Source organism: Paraburkholderia sp. BL17N1 (assembly GCF_003634175.1).
Taxonomy (GTDB): domain Bacteria; phylum Pseudomonadota; class Gammaproteobacteria; order Burkholderiales; family Burkholderiaceae; genus Paraburkholderia.
Genome location: NZ_RBIW01000002.1, coordinates 593,956 through 609,503, shown reverse-complemented (window position 1 = coordinate 609,503; position 15,548 = coordinate 593,956). Strand labels below are relative to the sequence as shown.

Below are 15,548 nucleotides of genomic sequence, written 5' to 3'. Positions count from 1 at the left end.
CTCCGACACCCACGCCGACTCCAACTCCGAGCCCAACGCCGTCCCCCACGCCGGGCAACTCGGCCATGTCGTGCAGCACGCCGACGCAAACGGCCGGTGGAACCGCGAACGGCGTGATCAGCGCCGACACGCCGACCACCGACGGCCTGCGCGTGTTCCAGAACAACGCTTCCTTCAAGCTGACGATCACCACGAACGCGCCGAGCGCGGATACCGTCGTTTGGTCCGTCGCGGATTCCAATGGCGCGATCAAGACGCAAGGCAGTTTTGCGGTCAAGGCCGGCGTACAAACCAGCACCATTCCGTGTACGTCGACGTGGTCAGGCTATGGCGCACTCACCGCCACTCTGCGTTCGAACGGCGGCACGTTGCCGAGAAGCGGCACGCGTCCGGTCGGCATCGCCACCTTCGGCGTGTTGCCGAACCTCAGTTCGGTATTGGGCACCGTGACATACGCGCACCAGGATCAGCACCGCTTCGGTATGCAGGGCTTCAACGGCAACATCGCCGCGCTGCACGCGCTGGGTATCTCGTGGACGATCGACGATCGTCAGGTTTCAGCCATGGAACCCAACGGCCCCAACACGTACACGCCCAACGTGAATGACCTCGACCCGTTCTACAAGACCAATCCTGACCAGATGCGTATCGTGCGTCTGGATGGACTGCCGGCGTGGGACTCGAAGACCGGCCAGTTCAACGACAGCTATTACGCGCCGTCGAACATGCCTGAATTCAAGACCTTCATGAGCAAGGTCGGCACCGATACGAGTCTGATCCGCGCTGCCAACTACCCGAATCAGCAAAAGAACTACTATCAGGTGACGTGGGAGCCGAGCCTCGGCTGGGCGGATAGCGACGCGAACTTCGTCGCCATGTACAAGGCTGCCTACGAGGGCATTCACTCGACCGATCCGAATGCGGTCGTGATGGGCACCGGCAATCCGTTCGCTTCCAATTGCGATACCTGTACGACGGGCTATCTGCAGAAATTCGGCGCGCTCGGTCTGTGGAACTACATCGATGCGGTCGCAACGCACGGCTACTGGAATGCGGGCACGTACCCGGCTCATCCGCCCGAACTGCAGGATTCCGATCCGAGCACGGCGAACCAGGCCAACGCGCTCGACAACCAGATGGCGCAGCTGCGTTCAGTCATGCAGGCCGGCAAGCCGAACATGAAGCTCTTCTTCACGGAAGCCGGCGTGAGCTACGACCCGGGCCTCAACTACGGTCCGAATGTGCCGTCGCAGAACCAGTTGTTCGCGCATGCCGCAGTCGGCGTGCGAGCACACATCATCGTGCTCGGCGGCGGTGCGCAGGTAACGACGCTGTTCTACGGTCCGGACTATCCGGGCGAAGTGGGATACGGCTCGTTCTTCGACCTGAACAACGCACAAGGCGCGTTCGGTGCGACCAACCTTTCGCCGAAGCCCGAAGCGATGGCCTTCGCAACGATGACGCGCGTTCTCGACGGCACGAATACGCTGGGCCGCATCAAGGGTGCGCCTGCCGGCGTCTTCGCCTATGGGTTTCAGCAACTGGGCAACGGCAAGGTCGTGACCGCCGCGTGGACGCACAACAATGCGCAGTGGCCGGCAAGCAACGGCACGTATAGCCAGAGCTATTCGACGAGCTATTCGCTCCAGGTCGACAACGCCGGCACGTCGGGCAATGTGACGAAGATCGACGGTTACGGCAATGTCAGCACGGTGGCCTACACCAACGGTCAGGTCGCGCTGACGCTCACCGAAGTGCCGCAGTACATCGTGTCGAACAACGCCACGGTTGCCAAGGCCAATGCGACTGTTCCGCTCGGTTACACGGGGCAGTGACTGGCTCAATGAGCAGCTAGATAAGCGCGTCAACAAGCAGACTAATAAGCGCTGAAAAAAGATCGACGCGCCGCCGATATTAAAGGTGGCGCGTCGATTACGCATTTCTGCCACGTCGGCGACGGCATGAAGAACGCGAGCCCGGCGACGATCGGCACTCACGGCGTCTCCGGCTCCGTCAGGCAAGTCTGAATCTCGGCGAGTGCGAGTCCGAAACGGCGCAGCGCCCGGATCTGACGAAGCCGGGTGATGTCGTCGCGGTCGTAAAGCCGGTAGCCATTCCTGGCACGCGCCGAAGGCGTGAGCAATCTGATTGCGTCGTAATGGTGAAACGTGCGGCCGTTCAGTCCGCTGCGCTCGCAAACTCTTTCACTTTCAAGAGCAATCGCCTCCAGTCAGTCTGCACATTGGAGGTTAGGACCTCACGCTACGTGAGGGTCAAGGCGAATCGAGGCGGGATTCGCGCGACCGGCGAACCCCGGACATGGCATATTGGCGAAGCCAGTCATCAACAGGAGCACACCATGCGAATCCAGACCTCTTTCCTCTTCGATCTCGACGGGACGCTCGTCGACAGCGTCTACCAGCACGTGCTGGCCTGGAAAGAAGCGCTCGACAGCGAAGGCATTCCCTTGTCGGTCTGGCGAATTCACCGCAAGATCGGCATGAGCGGCGGCCTTTTCACCCATCAGCTTCTGCGGGAAACGCACGGCGAAATCAGCGCCGACCGGGTCGAGCGTCTTCGTGAAGCTCACGCCGCCGCCTATCAGCGATTGCGCGCGCAGGTGTGTCCGCTGCCGGGCGCGCGGGCGCTGCTCGACGCGCTGACGCAGGCGGGAACACCTTGGGCCGTGGCGACCAGCGGCCGCATGGAGACGGCGGCGCTCAATCTGGAGGCGCTCGGTGTCGATCCCGCGAAGGCCGTGGTCGTCACGCGCGACGACGTCAAATATGCAAAGCCGGATCCGGACCTGTTCATCGCAGCGGCCGGGCGGCTCGGCGTACCGGTCGAAAACACCGTGGTGGTGGGCGACAGCATCTGGGACATGCTCGCGGCGCGGCGCTGCCGGGCGCTGGGTGTGGGCTTGCTGTCGGGCGGGTACGGCACGGAGGAACTCGAGCGCGCCGGCGCGTTGCGGGTCTACGACGATCCGGCCGATCTGCTGGAACATCTGGACGAGGTGGCGTCGCGGCCGTAAAGGTGGCCTCTAGTTGCAGATTGCCCAGAACGCATAGGCGCTGCCGTTGATCGCCGCGACGACTTCGCGCGATCGATGCCAGGGGCCTGTACTATATTGTTCAGCGGAAAACCGCCTCGGCGACCGGCGTGAGAGAATCCTGCCCATAGGCAGGTGCGAAGCGCGCCGGAATGGTCCATATGCGACCATGCGGGATCCGGAAGCGGCAAAATATATGACGCTCCCATGGGGCCGATGGCCGAGGCAGCGGGGCCCCATGTACTCGGGGATCCGCCGCGCCGCAAAGTGCCGCGCGGGTTGTTGTGACCCACGGCCGGCGGTCTGCCGCGGTTGTCCTCCAGAGGGGCGTGACGAACCACGTGAAACCATGAACAATTTTATTCGACCACCTGTTCTCCATCCGTCGACGGTTGTTTTCGTGGATGACAACGACAGCTATCTCGACGCGCTGCGGCGCTTCTTTCCGGATAGCGCCACCAATCTGTTTTTTACGCGGCCTCAAACCGCGCTTGCGTTCATTCGTCAGCACGCTCGCAAGAATTCGCTGGAGTTCGCGCCGGCGTCGGCATGCGTGAGCGAGACGGGTTTTGAGCGCTACATGGAGACCGCTGCGGAACGCGATATCCTGGCCCGCGGCTCCCGTTTCGCGGAAGTCGCGGCGGTAGTGGTGGATTTCGACATGCCGGGCATGAACGGCGTGGAATTTCTGTCGTCCATCTCCAATCTGCGTTGCGCGAAAGTGCTGCTGACCGGGGTCGCGGACGAAACCGTCGCGGTCAAAGCTTTCAATGCGGGCATCGTTGATTTATACCTCAGAAAAACGGATACCGACTCCGCCAACCGGCTGGCCCATTTCCTGACGGACGCCAAGGCCAGGCACTGTTCGGAAGGCGGCTGGCTCGCGTTGGGCGAGAACGGCCTGACGTATTGCGACCCGCGAACGCGTAAGGTCATCGACGAGGTGGTCGCCGCGAACGGTATCGTCGAGTATTACTGGCGCCCGGAGCAGGACGCCATTCTGATGTTCGATCGCGCCGGCAACCCGAGCGTTTTCGTCGCGTGGGCCGAGCACGACTGGATCTCGCAGGGCGAAATCGTCGCGGACGAGGACGGCCCGGCCGACCTTCTCAAGCAAATGGCGGTGCGCGAGGTGATGCCGATCTTCTGGCCGAACCTGGCCTACCGCTCCGGCATGACCGTCAAGACGCTGACGCCGCAAACCATTCCGGGCTGGGACGACGTTTTCTATTGCTGGACCCCGATCGACAGGGCCGACGTGGGCATGGACCTGATGACGTTCGCGCAATGGCGGAAGGAACGGACTCGCTAAAGTCTGCCGGGACGTCAAGCCACATGTACGCCATTCCGACTGCCTGCGTGTCCGCGATGTTCGTCGTATTCGGCCTATACGTCCTGATTACGCAAGGCGCGACGCGTTTGTTCACGCCGTTCATCCTGATGTGCGTCTCGACCTTCGCGTGGCAAGGCGCATGGACGCTGCTGTTTCAGACAGACAACCCGCACACCGCGGACCTGCTGGTCAGGGGCGGGTATCTCTTCATTCTTTTTTTACCCACAACGTTCTACCACTTCGTGACGGAAGTGGCGGCGCAGCGCCGGGAACGGCCGATATTGCTCGCGTCGTACGGGCTGTGTTTCGTTCTCGCGATCCTGCTGCCCGGCAACGAAGTGGTGGCGGGCTACCGGCATTTCTTCTTCGGCTACTATCCGGTCGCCGGCCCGCTGCATCCCGTGCACGTGGTGCAGACCGTGTTGCTGGCCGGCCGCAGCGCCCAGCTTCTGCTCGCCGCGCGCCAGAAGGCGGAGGGCGACGCGCGGCGGCGCCTCGATCTGTGTCTGGCGAGCCTTTGCCTGTACTCGTTCGCCGCGATGGATTACGCCGTCAATTACGGCTTCGGGTTTTATCCGCCTGGCGTCCTGTTCATCGGCCTGAGCCTCGGGCTGCTGGCAATCACCATCGTGCGCTATCACCTGATTCACCCGTATGCGGTGGCGGCGACCATCGCGCATGAAATTTCGACGCCGCTCGCCACCATCGGAATGCACGCCGACGAAATCGCCAGCGTTTGGGGGCACGTGTTCAAAGGGTATCGAACAGCTGTGACGCACGGGCTGTATGACGATCACGACGAGTCCGGACAGTCCGAACGCATTGGCCAGCTGGCAACGGCAATCCGGCGCGAAGTCTCCGGCACCAGCGCGATGGTCGAAATGGCGCTCGCGTCTTTCACGCTCGATCGTCTGGACCGCGGCGACTTCAGCCGGCATTCCGTGTATCAGTGCGTGATGTCGGCGCTGGAGCGGTATCCGTTCAGCGGCCGCGAGCGTGAATTTGTTACGGTAAAGCCTATCGATCCGGCCATGTCGTTTTCGGGCTCGGATACGGTCGTGGTTTTCGTGCTGTTCAATCTGCTGAAAAACGCGTTGTATGCCATTCGCGTGGGCGGCGACGGCGAGATCACGATCAGTGCCGTTCAGGATCGGGACTTCTGCGTGCTGCAATTCCGCGACACCGGGCCGGGTATTGCGCCCGACGTCCTGCCCTATATCTTCGACGCCTTCTTCACGACCAAGCGGCACGGTAGCGGCGCGGGCATGGGACTCGCGTTCTGCCGTCGCGCAACGGAACTGCTGGGCGGGAGCATCGAGTGCAGTTCGATACGCGGCGTCCACACGACCTTCACCGTGCGGTTGCCGGCGCCGGACACGCCCGCCGATCGCGCATTGCGCAAGACACCGGCGCGTTCGCCTCGCCGAAGTCAGAGTTGACAGGCAGCTCACAGGTTGAAAGCGGTGGCCGTAGCGGCTGATTATCCGGCGGCCTGAACCGGAGAGGCGCTAACGACCGGCCGCCGACGCTTGCGTCGCATGGGTGGACAGAAAACGGCACACTTCCTCGTGCAGCTTCTGTACGCCAGGGCTCGATTCGATGGCGCGCCAGCACCCATGCACGAGCCCAGCGCCGATCAGAAGCGTCGCCTCGCCGCCAGCCGCGCTAATACGCTCGGCAAACACGCGCGCGTCGTCCCTCAACGGATCATGTTCAACGCCGATCGCCAGCGTCGGCGGAAGGCCGTCGTAGCGTGTTGCATCGAGCGGGATCGTCCACGCGGGGTAGGGCGGGTGGGTGCCCCAATACAGATCGCGGAACGCATGAACGTCGGTTAGCGTGAGCATCGGCGCGTGTGCTTCGCTTTCGCGCGCGGGCGACTGCGGCTCGGTGCCGAGCATCGGATAAACCAGCACAAGACCGCTTATGCCTTGCACCGCTTCGTCGCGCAGCCGCATCGCCACGCTGGCCGCGAGCGTGGCGCCGGCACTGTCGCCCGCCAGTTGCAGCGGAGCGCCGGCACGCAGATCGAACGGCAAGCGCCCTGCCAAAGCGGCGAGCGTCACCTCCATGCAATCGTCATGCGCGGCCGGCGCGGGGTGTTCGGGAGCCAGCCGGTAGTCGACCGCGATCACGTCGAGACCGGTGTCCGCGGAAAGGCGTGCGGTTACGAGCTGATGACTATCCAGCGAGCCGAGCACGAAGCCGCCGCCGTGAAAGTACAGCACGGCGCCACGCGCCGCCTCATGATACGTTGCGCGGTTCCGGTATAGCCGCAGCGCGATCGAATGGCCCGCGCCGGTTCGGAATTCGGCGTCTTGAGTCACGACTTCATCGGGAAGCGCGGGTGTGACCGCCGCCGCGTACTCGTCGTAGATCCTGCGCTGTTCAGCCGGCGTCAATGAAGTCGAATGCCCCGGATAAATCGCGGCGGCTCTTTCGATGAACGCGGCCATTTCCGCTTCAACCATGCTCACTCCCACTCGGCTTCGTTTTCGCCGGCAAGCCGATCACGCGGCCGACAAAGGCGGCGGGCGGCAGTGCGGCATGCGCGTCGGCCAACGCCTGCACACGCGCCGCGACATCCGGATCGAACGCGGCGGCGCGCGGGCCGCCGGTATCCACGTGCAGCAACATCTGCTCGCCTGCCGCCACCGGTTCGCCGCCGTCGCCGGAGAACATCTCGAGGTACAGATGCAGCCGCTTCGCATCGTGCCCGAGCACGCGCATGTCGACGCGCACCTGCGCGCCTTCCTTGATCTCGTGCAGATAGTTGATATGCGCTTCGAGCGTGTAGATCGAGCGCCGGCGTTCCTTGCGCACGGCGTCCGGCAAACCGATCAGGTCGATCAGGGCGTCAGTCGCGAAGCTGAAGATCAGCATGTAGAACGCGTCGCGCAGATGGCCGTTGTAATCGACCCAATCGGCGCGCACCGTGTCACGATAGTCTGGTAGGGCAATGGGTTGCGGCGTCGGCAAAATCGTCTCCCTCATTCGTATCAAAGGTGGCGGCTGCGCGCGGGCTTTCCGCCGCCTCTGTGCCCGGCGATCTGTGCGCGCTTTCCTCCGTTTCGCGGTGGCAGGTCCTGCCGCACCTCCGCGCGCTCGCCCTCAGTCAGCCGGCAGCAACCCATGCCGCGCCTTCGCCTCCGCAATCGCCGTCAGCACGCTCGTAATGCAATCGTCGCGGTAACGTTCGAGCTGTTTGATCGAGCGCGGCCCGACCTGCTCGGCGGTGCCGTCCACGACCCGGTCGATCAGTTCATCCGTCAGCTTCGGCGCCACCAGTTTAGTCCAGGGCAGCTCCAGCGCGGGTGCGAATTGCTGCATGAAATGGCGCATGCCCGCGTCGCCGCCGGCCAGCGTGTACGTCAGGAACGTGCCCATGAACGACCAGCGGATGCCCGCGCCGAAGCGGATCGCGTCGTCGATTTCGCCGGTAGTCGCCACGCCCTCGTTGACCAGATGCAAGGCCTCGCGCCACAGCGCTTCCAGCAGACGGTCGGCGATGAAGCCCGGCACTTCCTTGCGAACCCGCAGCGGTCGCATCGACAGCGCACGATACACCTGCAGCGCGGCGTCGATGGTTTCCGGCGCGGTGTTTGCGCCGCCCAGTACTTCGACGAGCGGCAGCAGATACACTGGATTGAACGGATGCCCGACGATGCAACGCTGCGGATTCACCGCCCGTGCATAAAAATCACTCGGCAACAGGCCCGACGTCGATGAAGCGATGATCGCATCCGGCTTTGCCGCGCGGCTGATCTGTTCGTGTAGCGAGAGCTTCAATGCCTCCCGTTCAGGCGCGCTCTCCTGAATGAAATCCGCCTGCCCGACGCAGGCTTCGATCGTATCGACGAAACGCAATCGCTCCGGCGACGCGCCCGTGGCGAGCCCCACGCGCTGCAGCGCCGGCCACGCGTTCGCGACGTTCTCGCGCAGCTGCTTTTCCGCGTCCGGCGCCGGGTCCCACGCGATGACGTCGAGCCCGTGCGCGAGCGCGCGCGACACCCAGCCGCTGCCGATCACGCCCACGCCGATTGCCGCGAATGTTTTGATATCGACGATCACTGCCATTGCTGATGTTTCCTTTGCCTATGTGTTGTCTGATTTCGAAGCGAGTTGCATCGAGCCGGGTGAATCAAACCGGGTGAATCAGGCGTACTGTCCCGCTGCACGCCGCTCCAACTGACGTTCGCCACGTGCGGGCAGACCGAGCTTGCGGCGTCCATCGGCGGGTGTCAGCGCGCGCGCGCCGAGCCGTTCGATAATTTCGACCGCGCGCTGCACCAGCGTGCCGTTGGTTGCAGGCACACCTTTGTCGAGCCAGATGTTGTCTTCGAGGCCGACGCGTACGTGGCCGCCGAGCAGCATCGCCTGCGCGACCATCGGCATCTGCATGCGGCCGATGCCGAAGCCGGCCCATTGCGCGCCGGGCGGCAGGTTGTCGGCCATCGCTTTCATTGTGGTCGTGTCGGCGGGCGCGCCCCAGGGAATGCCGAGGCAGATCTGAAATAGCGGCGGCGCGTCGAGCAGTCCTTCCTTGAGCAATTGCTTCGCGAACCACAAATGCCCGGTATCGAAGATCTCCAGTTCAGGCTTCACGCCAAGTTCCTGGATGCGCCGCGCGCCGGCCCGTAACTGTGCGGGCGTCGACACATAGATGTAGTCGCCGTCGCCGAAATTGAGCGTGCCGCAATCGAGCGTGCAGATTTCCGGCAGCAGTTCCTCGACATGCGCGAGGCGCGTGAGGCCGCCGACCAGATCCGTGTTCGCGCCGAAGCGCATCGGGTCTTCGCCCGGACCGATCTCCAGATCGCCGCCCATGCCGGCTGTCAGGTTGATGATCACGTCCGTGCCCGACGAGCGGATGCGGTCGACCACCTCGCGATACAGCTGCGGATCGCGGCTGCCTCGTCCGGTTTTCGGATCGCGCACATGGCAGTGCGCAACGGTCGCGCCGGCCTTCGCGGCTTCGATGGCGGCCTCGGCGATTTGCTTCGGCGTGACGGGAATAGCCGGGTGCTTGCCGACGGTATCGCCTGCGCCGGTGACCGCGCAGGTCACGATGACTTCATGATTCATGCGAGCTGGTTCCTGTGGATTGATATGCGCGACATTCGGAGTCAAAGACCCAGATAGGCCTTGACCGCGGGCAAGCCATCCTTGCCGTCGTAGGTCTTCACGCCGGCAAGCCAGGCATCGAGTACCTGCGGGTTTTTCTTCAGATATGCCTTGGCGGCGTCGGCGGGCTTTTCCTTGTTCATCACCGATTGCATCACCACGTTTTCGAGCTGCGTCGAAAAGCGCAGATTGCTCACGAGCTTGCCCGCGTTCGGGCAACGCGTCAGAAAGTCGGGGGACGTCAGCGTATAAACGCGTGCCTCGCCGTCGTTCGGGCCGAATACGCCGTCGCTGCCGGTGAGGTATTTCATGTCGATCTGAATGTTCATCGGATGCGGTTCCCAGCCGAGAAAGACCACCCATTTCTTCTCGCGGATCGCGCGATCGACCGAGACCAGCATGCCTGCTTCACTCGATTCGATCAGCTTGAAGCCGCCGAGGCCGAACTGATTGTTGGCGATCATCTTCAGGATCGCCGCGTTCGCGCTGCTGCCGGGCTCGATGCCGTAGATCTTGCCGTCGAGCTGATCGCGGTGTTTGGCGATGTCGGCGAAGGTCTTCAAGCCCGCGTCGTATTCATAGCTCGGCACGGCGAAGGTGGCCTTGGCGCCGGTCAGGTTGGGCGGCTGCAGCACCTGGATCGATTTCGAATCGACGAAAGGCGCGATCGCCTTTTCCTGCACCGGCCACCAATAGCCGAGCGACACGTCGAGCTGTTTGCTCTTCAGGCCCGCGAACGAGATGGGCACGGAGGCAACGGTTGTCACCGGCTGATAGCCGAGCCCTTCGAACACGGTCGAGGCGAGCGCGGTGGTCGAGGTGATGTCGGTCCAGCCGATATCGGCGAAGTGCACCGCGCGGCAGGCGGCGGGATCCTGGGCGAACGCGGGTAGCGTAGTAACAGCGGCGCCGACGGCCGCCGCGAGACACGCAAGATGGGCAAGCAGGGTTTTGATGCGCAACTTCATGACGTTCCCTCTTCTGACTCGGGTGACAACGTGTTTCGAACCGGGCCGCTTCGCCTGAGCGAACGACATGAAGCGAAGCGGCCCCCGGACATGCGATACCGCTTGTGTGATGCCTGAACTGCACGAATGACGTAACGTTAATGCCCCATATTCCAGCCAAAGCGACCGTCAGCGACCGGTTCTTGCCCCCACGCGACCATGAGGGAAAACCTGTGCCGTGCACGTTGCGATGCAACATCGGCTTAGCGCGAATTTTGGCGTGCCTTGCCGGCTTGGCTGCTGCTTGCTACGCTCGCCGGGAACCCGCGTCCGCCTGCGTTTTTCCTGATCGAGTCCGAGTACGATGCCCGAAGATATGTCGTTCCTGTTGTTGCCGGGCTTTTCGGCGATCGGTTTCATGTCGGCAGTGGAGCCTTTGCGCGTGGCGAACCGCTTTCGCGGCGATCTGTACCGCTGGCGCATTCTGAGTCTCGACGGCGCGCCGGTGGCCGCCAGCAACGGCATTTCAATCAACGCGGATGCGGCCGTCGGCGACGTCGATGCGGCGCGCACGCTCTTCGTCGTCGCGGGCTTCGAGCCGCTCGCCTGCTACACGCGCGTGCTGGGCGATTGTCTGAAGCGCCTCGCGCGCGCGGGCGCGACGCTCGGCGGTATCGACACCGGCAGCTTCGTGCTCGCGGAAGCCGGGCTCCTCGGCGGCGCGGATAGCGTGACTGTGCACTGGGAAGCGCTGTCGGCATTCCGCGAGCGCTATCCGTCGCTCGATGCGAGCCAGGAGCTGTTCGAAATCGGAGCGCGGCGCATTACATGCGCGGGCGGCACGGCGTCGATCGACATGATGCTCGACCTGATCGGCCGCGAGCATGGCGCCGCACTGGCCTCGGCCGTCTCGGAGCAATTCGTGGTGAGCCGTATCCGGCAGCGCTCGGACCATCAGCGCATGGAGGTCGCGGCGCGCTACGGCGTGCACAACCGCAAGCTGATTCAGGTGATCGGCGTGATGGAACAGCATATGGAGGAGCCGCTCACGCCGGACCAGCTCGCGCGGGAAATCGGCGTTACGCGGCGGCAACTGGAGCGGCTGTTCTGCGCGTCCCTGAAGGACACGCCAACGCATTTCTATCAGCAGTTGCGCCTCACGCGTGCGCGCGAATTGCTGCAACAGACCGACATGTCGATTACTTCGATTTGCGTGGCATGCGGATTCGAATCGCCTTCGCATTTTTCGCGGACCTACCGCGCGCGTTTCGGCGCGAGCCCGAGAAGCGACCGGCAAGGGACGGGCGGCCGAAATGCCGGTGAGCTGGCGCCGTCGCCGGGGCAAAACCTTATGTCCGCGCCCCAGTTATCCCATTTATCGCAACAGTGAATTCGACGATTGGGGGTTTACCCTATATTCATTGACTCCTAGACTGCCTCCATACGCTGCAGACACAGGTTCGCAGCATGGCAAAAAACAATCTCTGGAGGTAGGTGTCATGAAATCCCTGATCGAAGCTGTTGTTATCGCCGCTCTCATTTCCGCTCCGCTCGCCGCTTTTGCTCAATCGAATCAGCCGGTTACTCGTGCTCAAGTGCGCGCTGAACTGATCCAACTCGAAAAGGCCGGCTACAATCCGGCCACCGCGAACGACGAAGAATATCCGTCCAACATTCAGGCCGCGGAAGCGCGCGTCGCCGCACAAAAGAGCGCTGCCCAGACGAGCGGTTACGGTTCGGCCACCAATGGTTCGTCGCAGGCAGGCAGCCGTTCGGACACGACGAACAGCTCGTACTCGGCGCCGGTTGTGAACTACGGTCGTTAATCGATCGCGTAGTGTGTAGTAGCTGTAGCGGGGCGCTGGATCGTGATATTCCAGCGCCTATGAAACGGCCTGACGCGTGGACCGCCCGATCTTTTGGTCATACGCGTGATTACTGGCCTCGATGGAGTCGATAGAACGTTCGGCCCATTGCTTCAATTCGGTGACGATTGGCAGCGCGGTGCGAGCGAGTGCGGTTAAGCCATACTCGACACGCGCCGGGTGCCGGTCGTCGACGCATCGCTCGACAAGCCCGTCCCTTTCCATCGCTCTCAATGTCTGAGAAAGCATTTTGTCTGAGACGCCGTCCAAACGACGCCTGATCTCGGCAAAGCGCAAATGCTTTTCTCGCAGCGCGATCATTACCAAGACGGTCCACTTCTGACCGAGACGTGCGAGAGCGAGTCGCGACGGACAAGCTCCCGAAAATGCATCTGGCGACGATACGCCATGTCGCGGCATAACCTGCTTTGCGCAGTTGTCCGCGGATATTGGCGGAGTTGCGGACACCACACGCATGTCTCTCGCGCCGTCACTCATCCTTATTCCCGATGTCCGAACGCGCAAAGGGCGCGTCGTGAATAACGTCGCCCTGATAGAACGCAGGGAAGCGGTCGAGTTGGCGCTGCGCGTCCTCTGGATTTATACCGTCTTTCAATACCGCACTCGAAAACCCGGTTCGCTCCATCTGAATCAACTGATCGACGAGCACGTCGCCGGTCGCCCGCAAATCGCCTTTGAAGCCGAGCCTGCGGCGCAGGAGATACGCCTGACTGTAGGCCCGTCCATCGGTGAAGTTGGGGAAGTGCAACTCCACGCGTGCGGCAGTCGCGATCAGCTCCTTTTGCTCGGCCGGGTCTGCGTCGTTTGCCAGAGAAACAACCTGCCGGGATGCGGTTGATGCGTCCGATGCGTGCTCGGCCAGCGTGATCAGCCTGATACGTGTCGAGCCGCTCATGCCGTTTTCTCCATCAGTGTGCGTACGCGATCCGCGGCTGTCCTGAACGGTTCGATGCCTGCCCGTCGAACCGTTTCGACGAACGACTCGCGCAGCCCGCCAACGGTCGCCCGAATGTCGAGATAGGCAGACAGCAGCGCGTCGATGACCTCGGGCACTTCAGCGGCGGAAAACGACGGGCCGATGACCTTGCCCGCTTGCGCGCGACCACTGGCGCGCGAGCCGTCCGAGCCGCCCAGCGTCACCTGGTACCATTCCTTGCCATCCTTGTCGACCCCGAGGATGCCGATGTGCCCGCTATGATGATGGCCGCACGAATTGATGCAGCCGCTGATATGCAGATCGATATCCCCGATGTCATTGAGTTCGTCCAGATCCTGATAGCGCTCGGTAATCGCCTCGGCAACCGGAATGGAACGGGCATTGGCGAGCGCACAGAAATCGCCACCCGGGCAGGCGATCATGTCGGTCAGCAGATCCACGTTGGCGCTCGCGAGTCCCGCCTCGCGCGCAGCTTGCCAGAGCGGCAGGAGGTCGTTGACATGCACCCACGGCAACACGACATTCTGCGTGTGGGTGACGCGCGCTTCGCCCGCCGAGAACCGCTCGGCCAGGTCGGCCACGCGATCGAGCTGTTCCGCCGATGCATCGCCGGGCGCTTGCAGAAGACGTTTGAACGAGAGCGTGACGATCCGCAAGCGCTGGTTCCTGTGCGGCGAGACATTGCGCTGGAGCCAGCGTTCGAATTGCGGCGTCTCGATCGCTACGGCGTTCGACGTTGCGATCGCTTCGATGTCGATCGGCGCATCCACGGAAGGCTTGGAGGGCAGAGCGAAGCATGCGCTGACGCGTTCGAGTTCCGCCAGCGGAATCGTGTGCGGACCGCCGTCGTGTTCGACGATCTGGCGGAACTCTTCTTCGACGCCGTCGATGTAACGTTGGCCTTCCGCCTTCACCAGAATCTTGATCCGCGCCTTGTACTTATTGTCGCGGCGTCCGTACTGGTTGTAGACGCGCACCACCGCTTCGATGTAATTCATGATGTGCTGCCATGGCAAAAACTCGCGCAGCACAGTGCCGATCACGGGAGTGCGGCCCATGCCGCCGCCCACCGTGACGCGAAATCCCAGTTCGCCCGCTTCGTTACGCAGCAGACGAAGGCCGACGTCATGCCAGTCCGTCGCGGCGCGGTCTTCGCTCGCGCCGGTGATCGCGATCTTGAACTTGCGCGGCAGGAACGCGAACTCGGGATGGAGGGTCGTCCATTGCCGCATGATTTCAGCGAACGGACGCGGGTCGGCGATTTCGTCGGGCGCAACGCCCGCGCGTTCGTCGCAGGAAATGTTGCGGATGCAGTTACCGCTTGTCTGAATGCCGTGCATGTCCACGCTGGCGAGCAAGTCCATCACGTCCGCGGCTTTCGAGAGCGGAATCCAGTTGAACTGCACGTTGGTGCGCGTCGTGAAATGCGCATAGTTCGTGGGCAGGCGGACGGTGCCGAGCTTGCGCTGCGCCTCGCTGGCAAGACGGTAGACCTCGGCCTCCGGCTCGTCGTATTCGCGCGCAATCCTGGCGAGCATGCGCAACTGCCTGCTCGACAACTCGCCGTAGGGGATCGCCACGCGCAGCATCGGCGCATGCCGTTGCACGTACCATCCGTTCTGAAGACGCAACGGACGAAAGTCGTCCTCGCTCAGCTTGCCGGACTGCCAGCGTTCGAGCTGGTCGCGAAACTGCGCAGCGCGGCTGCGCACGAATGATTGGTCAAACTCGGTGTATTGGTACATGGTCCGGTGCGACGACCGCCCTACATGGCGCAGTCTGGCTGAGCGTCGGTTTCGTTGGAAGGAGCCGCGGTTGCGTCGGCATCGACACATGACGTGCCGCGCCGATTCGAGGGCTTCTGGCGAACGATAGAGGCAATGGCGGCCGCTGAAAAGCAGCAGATGCCGCTGAAAACACGCTAGCAGATGGTGAGCGAACCGGCGGCCCGCGGGCCGGACAGAAGCGCAAGACTGCTGGGCTGGAATTGATCGCAACTGCTACTGTTTTGGGTGAGCAGACGGGTTCAGACTATCGCGTGAGATACAACAAACCTGCCTTGAAGGTGACGCGATGGACCTCTTGAAGATGACGCGAATCGTACTGTGGAGTTTTTTCGGCATTCGCCGCGGCGCCTCGCATCAAGCCGACATGGCGGGCGTCAAGCTGCCCCTGCTGCCGCTAGTCGCGGTAGTTCTCGCCGCCGGATTCGGCGCGACGCTGTTCGCACTCGCGCGGCTTGCGGTCAACGTAGCGCATTGACGCTTGC

15 protein-coding genes and 1 pseudogene are annotated in these 15,548 nt (G+C 62.9%); 7 read left to right on the top strand and 9 right to left on the bottom strand.

What is annotated here, in order from left to right:
- Positions 1–65: 65 nt before the first annotated feature.
- Positions 66–1,835 carry a hypothetical protein gene (locus B0G82_RS22580; protein WP_241974792.1) on the top strand — a complete coding sequence of 590 codons (1,770 nt, stop codon included), beginning with the start codon at positions 66–68 and terminating at the stop codon, positions 1,833–1,835.
- A gap of 161 nt (positions 1,836–1,996) precedes the next feature.
- Here the strand turns inward: B0G82_RS22580 and B0G82_RS22575 are convergent.
- A pseudogene (locus B0G82_RS22575) lies at positions 1,997–2,221 on the bottom strand (MerR family transcriptional regulator); the annotation flags it as partial.
- A gap of 138 nt (positions 2,222–2,359) precedes the next feature.
- On the opposite strand from B0G82_RS22575, the gene B0G82_RS22570 reads away from it, so the two are divergent.
- The 3 genes from B0G82_RS22570 (at position 2,360) to B0G82_RS22560 (ending at position 5,824) form a co-directional block, all read left to right on the top strand.
- On the top strand, positions 2,360–3,034 hold the full coding sequence (locus B0G82_RS22570) for an HAD family hydrolase (RefSeq protein ID WP_106277169.1): 675 nt from the start codon (positions 2,360–2,362) through the stop codon (positions 3,032–3,034).
- A gap of 367 nt (positions 3,035–3,401) precedes the next feature.
- A complete protein-coding gene (locus B0G82_RS22565) occupies positions 3,402–4,364 on the top strand; it encodes a response regulator (protein ID WP_106277170.1) in 963 nt (320 codons plus the stop codon).
- A 23-nt stretch (positions 4,365–4,387) separates the two neighbouring features.
- Positions 4,388–5,824, top strand: a complete 1,437-nt coding sequence (locus B0G82_RS22560) for a sensor histidine kinase (protein ID WP_121309101.1) — start codon at positions 4,388–4,390, stop codon at positions 5,822–5,824.
- A gap of 69 nt (positions 5,825–5,893) precedes the next feature.
- On the opposite strand, the gene B0G82_RS22555 is transcribed toward B0G82_RS22560, so the two are convergent.
- The 5 genes from B0G82_RS22555 to B0G82_RS22535 form a co-directional block, all read right to left on the bottom strand.
- Entirely contained in the window at positions 5,894–6,856 is a 963-nt protein-coding gene (locus B0G82_RS22555; RefSeq protein WP_121309100.1) for an alpha/beta hydrolase, read from the bottom strand.
- A complete protein-coding gene (locus tag B0G82_RS22550) occupies positions 6,849–7,379 on the bottom strand; it encodes a thioesterase family protein (RefSeq protein ID WP_121309099.1) in 531 nt (176 codons plus the stop codon). Before B0G82_RS22550 ends, B0G82_RS22555 begins: the two co-directional genes overlap by 8 nt.
- A gap of 117 nt (positions 7,380–7,496) precedes the next feature.
- Positions 7,497–8,462, bottom strand: a complete 966-nt coding sequence (locus B0G82_RS22545) for an L-carnitine dehydrogenase (RefSeq protein WP_121309098.1) — start codon at positions 8,460–8,462, stop codon at positions 7,497–7,499.
- Positions 8,463–8,540: 78 nt separating this feature from the next.
- A complete protein-coding gene (locus B0G82_RS22540; protein WP_121309097.1) occupies positions 8,541–9,470 on the bottom strand; it encodes a 3-keto-5-aminohexanoate cleavage protein in 930 nt (309 codons plus the stop codon).
- Positions 9,471–9,511: 41 nt separating this feature from the next.
- Positions 9,512–10,471 (bottom strand): choline ABC transporter substrate-binding protein, encoded by a 960-nt coding sequence (locus tag B0G82_RS22535; RefSeq protein ID WP_199730208.1) that lies wholly within the window; start codon positions 10,469–10,471, stop codon positions 9,512–9,514.
- A 349-nt stretch (positions 10,472–10,820) separates the two neighbouring features.
- Here B0G82_RS22535 and B0G82_RS22530 point away from each other — a divergent pair, with 349 nt between their 5' ends.
- Both B0G82_RS22530 and B0G82_RS22525 read left to right on the top strand, forming a co-directional pair.
- Positions 10,821–11,846, top strand: a complete 1,026-nt coding sequence (locus B0G82_RS22530; RefSeq protein ID WP_121309095.1) for a GlxA family transcriptional regulator — start codon at positions 10,821–10,823, stop codon at positions 11,844–11,846.
- Between the two features lie 109 nt (positions 11,847–11,955).
- Positions 11,956–12,282: a DUF4148 domain-containing protein gene (locus tag B0G82_RS22525; RefSeq protein WP_106277185.1), complete on the top strand. Its 327-nt coding sequence runs from the start codon at positions 11,956–11,958 to the stop codon at positions 12,280–12,282.
- 57 nt (positions 12,283–12,339) lie between these two features.
- Here the strand turns inward: B0G82_RS22525 and B0G82_RS22520 are convergent, their stop codons facing one another.
- The 3 genes from B0G82_RS22520 to B0G82_RS22510 all read right to left on the bottom strand — a co-directional run bounded on the left by B0G82_RS22520 (position 12,340) and on the right by B0G82_RS22510 (position 15,024).
- On the bottom strand, positions 12,340–12,741 hold the full coding sequence (locus tag B0G82_RS22520) for a helix-turn-helix domain-containing protein (RefSeq protein ID WP_121310781.1): 402 nt from the start codon (positions 12,739–12,741) through the stop codon (positions 12,340–12,342).
- Positions 12,742–12,811: 70 nt separating this feature from the next.
- On the bottom strand, positions 12,812–13,237 hold the full coding sequence (locus B0G82_RS22515; protein WP_121309094.1) for a DUF934 domain-containing protein: 426 nt from the start codon (positions 13,235–13,237) through the stop codon (positions 12,812–12,814).
- On the bottom strand, positions 13,234–15,024 hold the full coding sequence (locus B0G82_RS22510) for a nitrite/sulfite reductase (protein ID WP_121309093.1): 1,791 nt from the start codon (positions 15,022–15,024) through the stop codon (positions 13,234–13,236). The genes B0G82_RS22515 and B0G82_RS22510 overlap by 4 nt, the downstream gene beginning before the upstream one ends.
- Positions 15,025–15,352: 328 nt before the next feature.
- Here B0G82_RS22510 and B0G82_RS22505 point away from each other — a divergent pair, with 328 nt between their 5' ends.
- Positions 15,353–15,541, top strand: coding sequence for a DUF2970 domain-containing protein (locus B0G82_RS22505; RefSeq protein WP_012426405.1), 189 nt, complete (start codon positions 15,353–15,355; stop codon positions 15,539–15,541).
- Positions 15,542–15,548: the final 7 nt, after the last annotated feature.

What these genes read in the sequence shown, in the direction of transcription:
- B0G82_RS22545 (WP_121309098.1), bottom strand. Translation starts at nt 8,462, where the DNA reads ATGGCAGTGATCGTCGATATCAAAACATTCGCGGCAATCGGCGTGGGC.
- B0G82_RS22550 (WP_121309099.1), bottom strand. Translation starts at nt 7,379, where the DNA reads ATGAGGGAGACGATTTTGCCGACGCCGCAACCCATTGCCCTACCAGAC.
- B0G82_RS22520 (WP_121310781.1), bottom strand. Translation starts at nt 12,741, where the DNA reads ATGCCGCGACATGGCGTATCGTCGCCAGATGCATTTTCGGGAGCTTGT.
- B0G82_RS22560 (WP_121309101.1), top strand. Translation starts at nt 4,388, where the DNA reads ATGTACGCCATTCCGACTGCCTGCGTGTCCGCGATGTTCGTCGTATTC.
- B0G82_RS22565 (WP_106277170.1), top strand. Translation starts at nt 3,402, where the DNA reads ATGAACAATTTTATTCGACCACCTGTTCTCCATCCGTCGACGGTTGTT.
- B0G82_RS22505 (WP_012426405.1), top strand. Translation starts at nt 15,353, where the DNA reads ATGGACCTCTTGAAGATGACGCGAATCGTACTGTGGAGTTTTTTCGGC.
- B0G82_RS22580 (WP_241974792.1), top strand. Translation starts at nt 66, where the DNA reads ATGTCGTGCAGCACGCCGACGCAAACGGCCGGTGGAACCGCGAACGGC.
- B0G82_RS22570 (WP_106277169.1), top strand. Translation starts at nt 2,360, where the DNA reads ATGCGAATCCAGACCTCTTTCCTCTTCGATCTCGACGGGACGCTCGTC.
- B0G82_RS22540 (WP_121309097.1), bottom strand. Translation starts at nt 9,470, where the DNA reads ATGAATCATGAAGTCATCGTGACCTGCGCGGTCACCGGCGCAGGCGAT.
- B0G82_RS22525 (WP_106277185.1), top strand. Translation starts at nt 11,956, where the DNA reads ATGAAATCCCTGATCGAAGCTGTTGTTATCGCCGCTCTCATTTCCGCT.
- B0G82_RS22515 (WP_121309094.1), bottom strand. Translation starts at nt 13,237, where the DNA reads ATGAGCGGCTCGACACGTATCAGGCTGATCACGCTGGCCGAGCACGCA.
- B0G82_RS22530 (WP_121309095.1), top strand. Translation starts at nt 10,821, where the DNA reads ATGCCCGAAGATATGTCGTTCCTGTTGTTGCCGGGCTTTTCGGCGATC.
- B0G82_RS22510 (WP_121309093.1), bottom strand. Translation starts at nt 15,024, where the DNA reads ATGTACCAATACACCGAGTTTGACCAATCATTCGTGCGCAGCCGCGCT.
- B0G82_RS22555 (WP_121309100.1), bottom strand. Translation starts at nt 6,856, where the DNA reads ATGGTTGAAGCGGAAATGGCCGCGTTCATCGAAAGAGCCGCCGCGATT.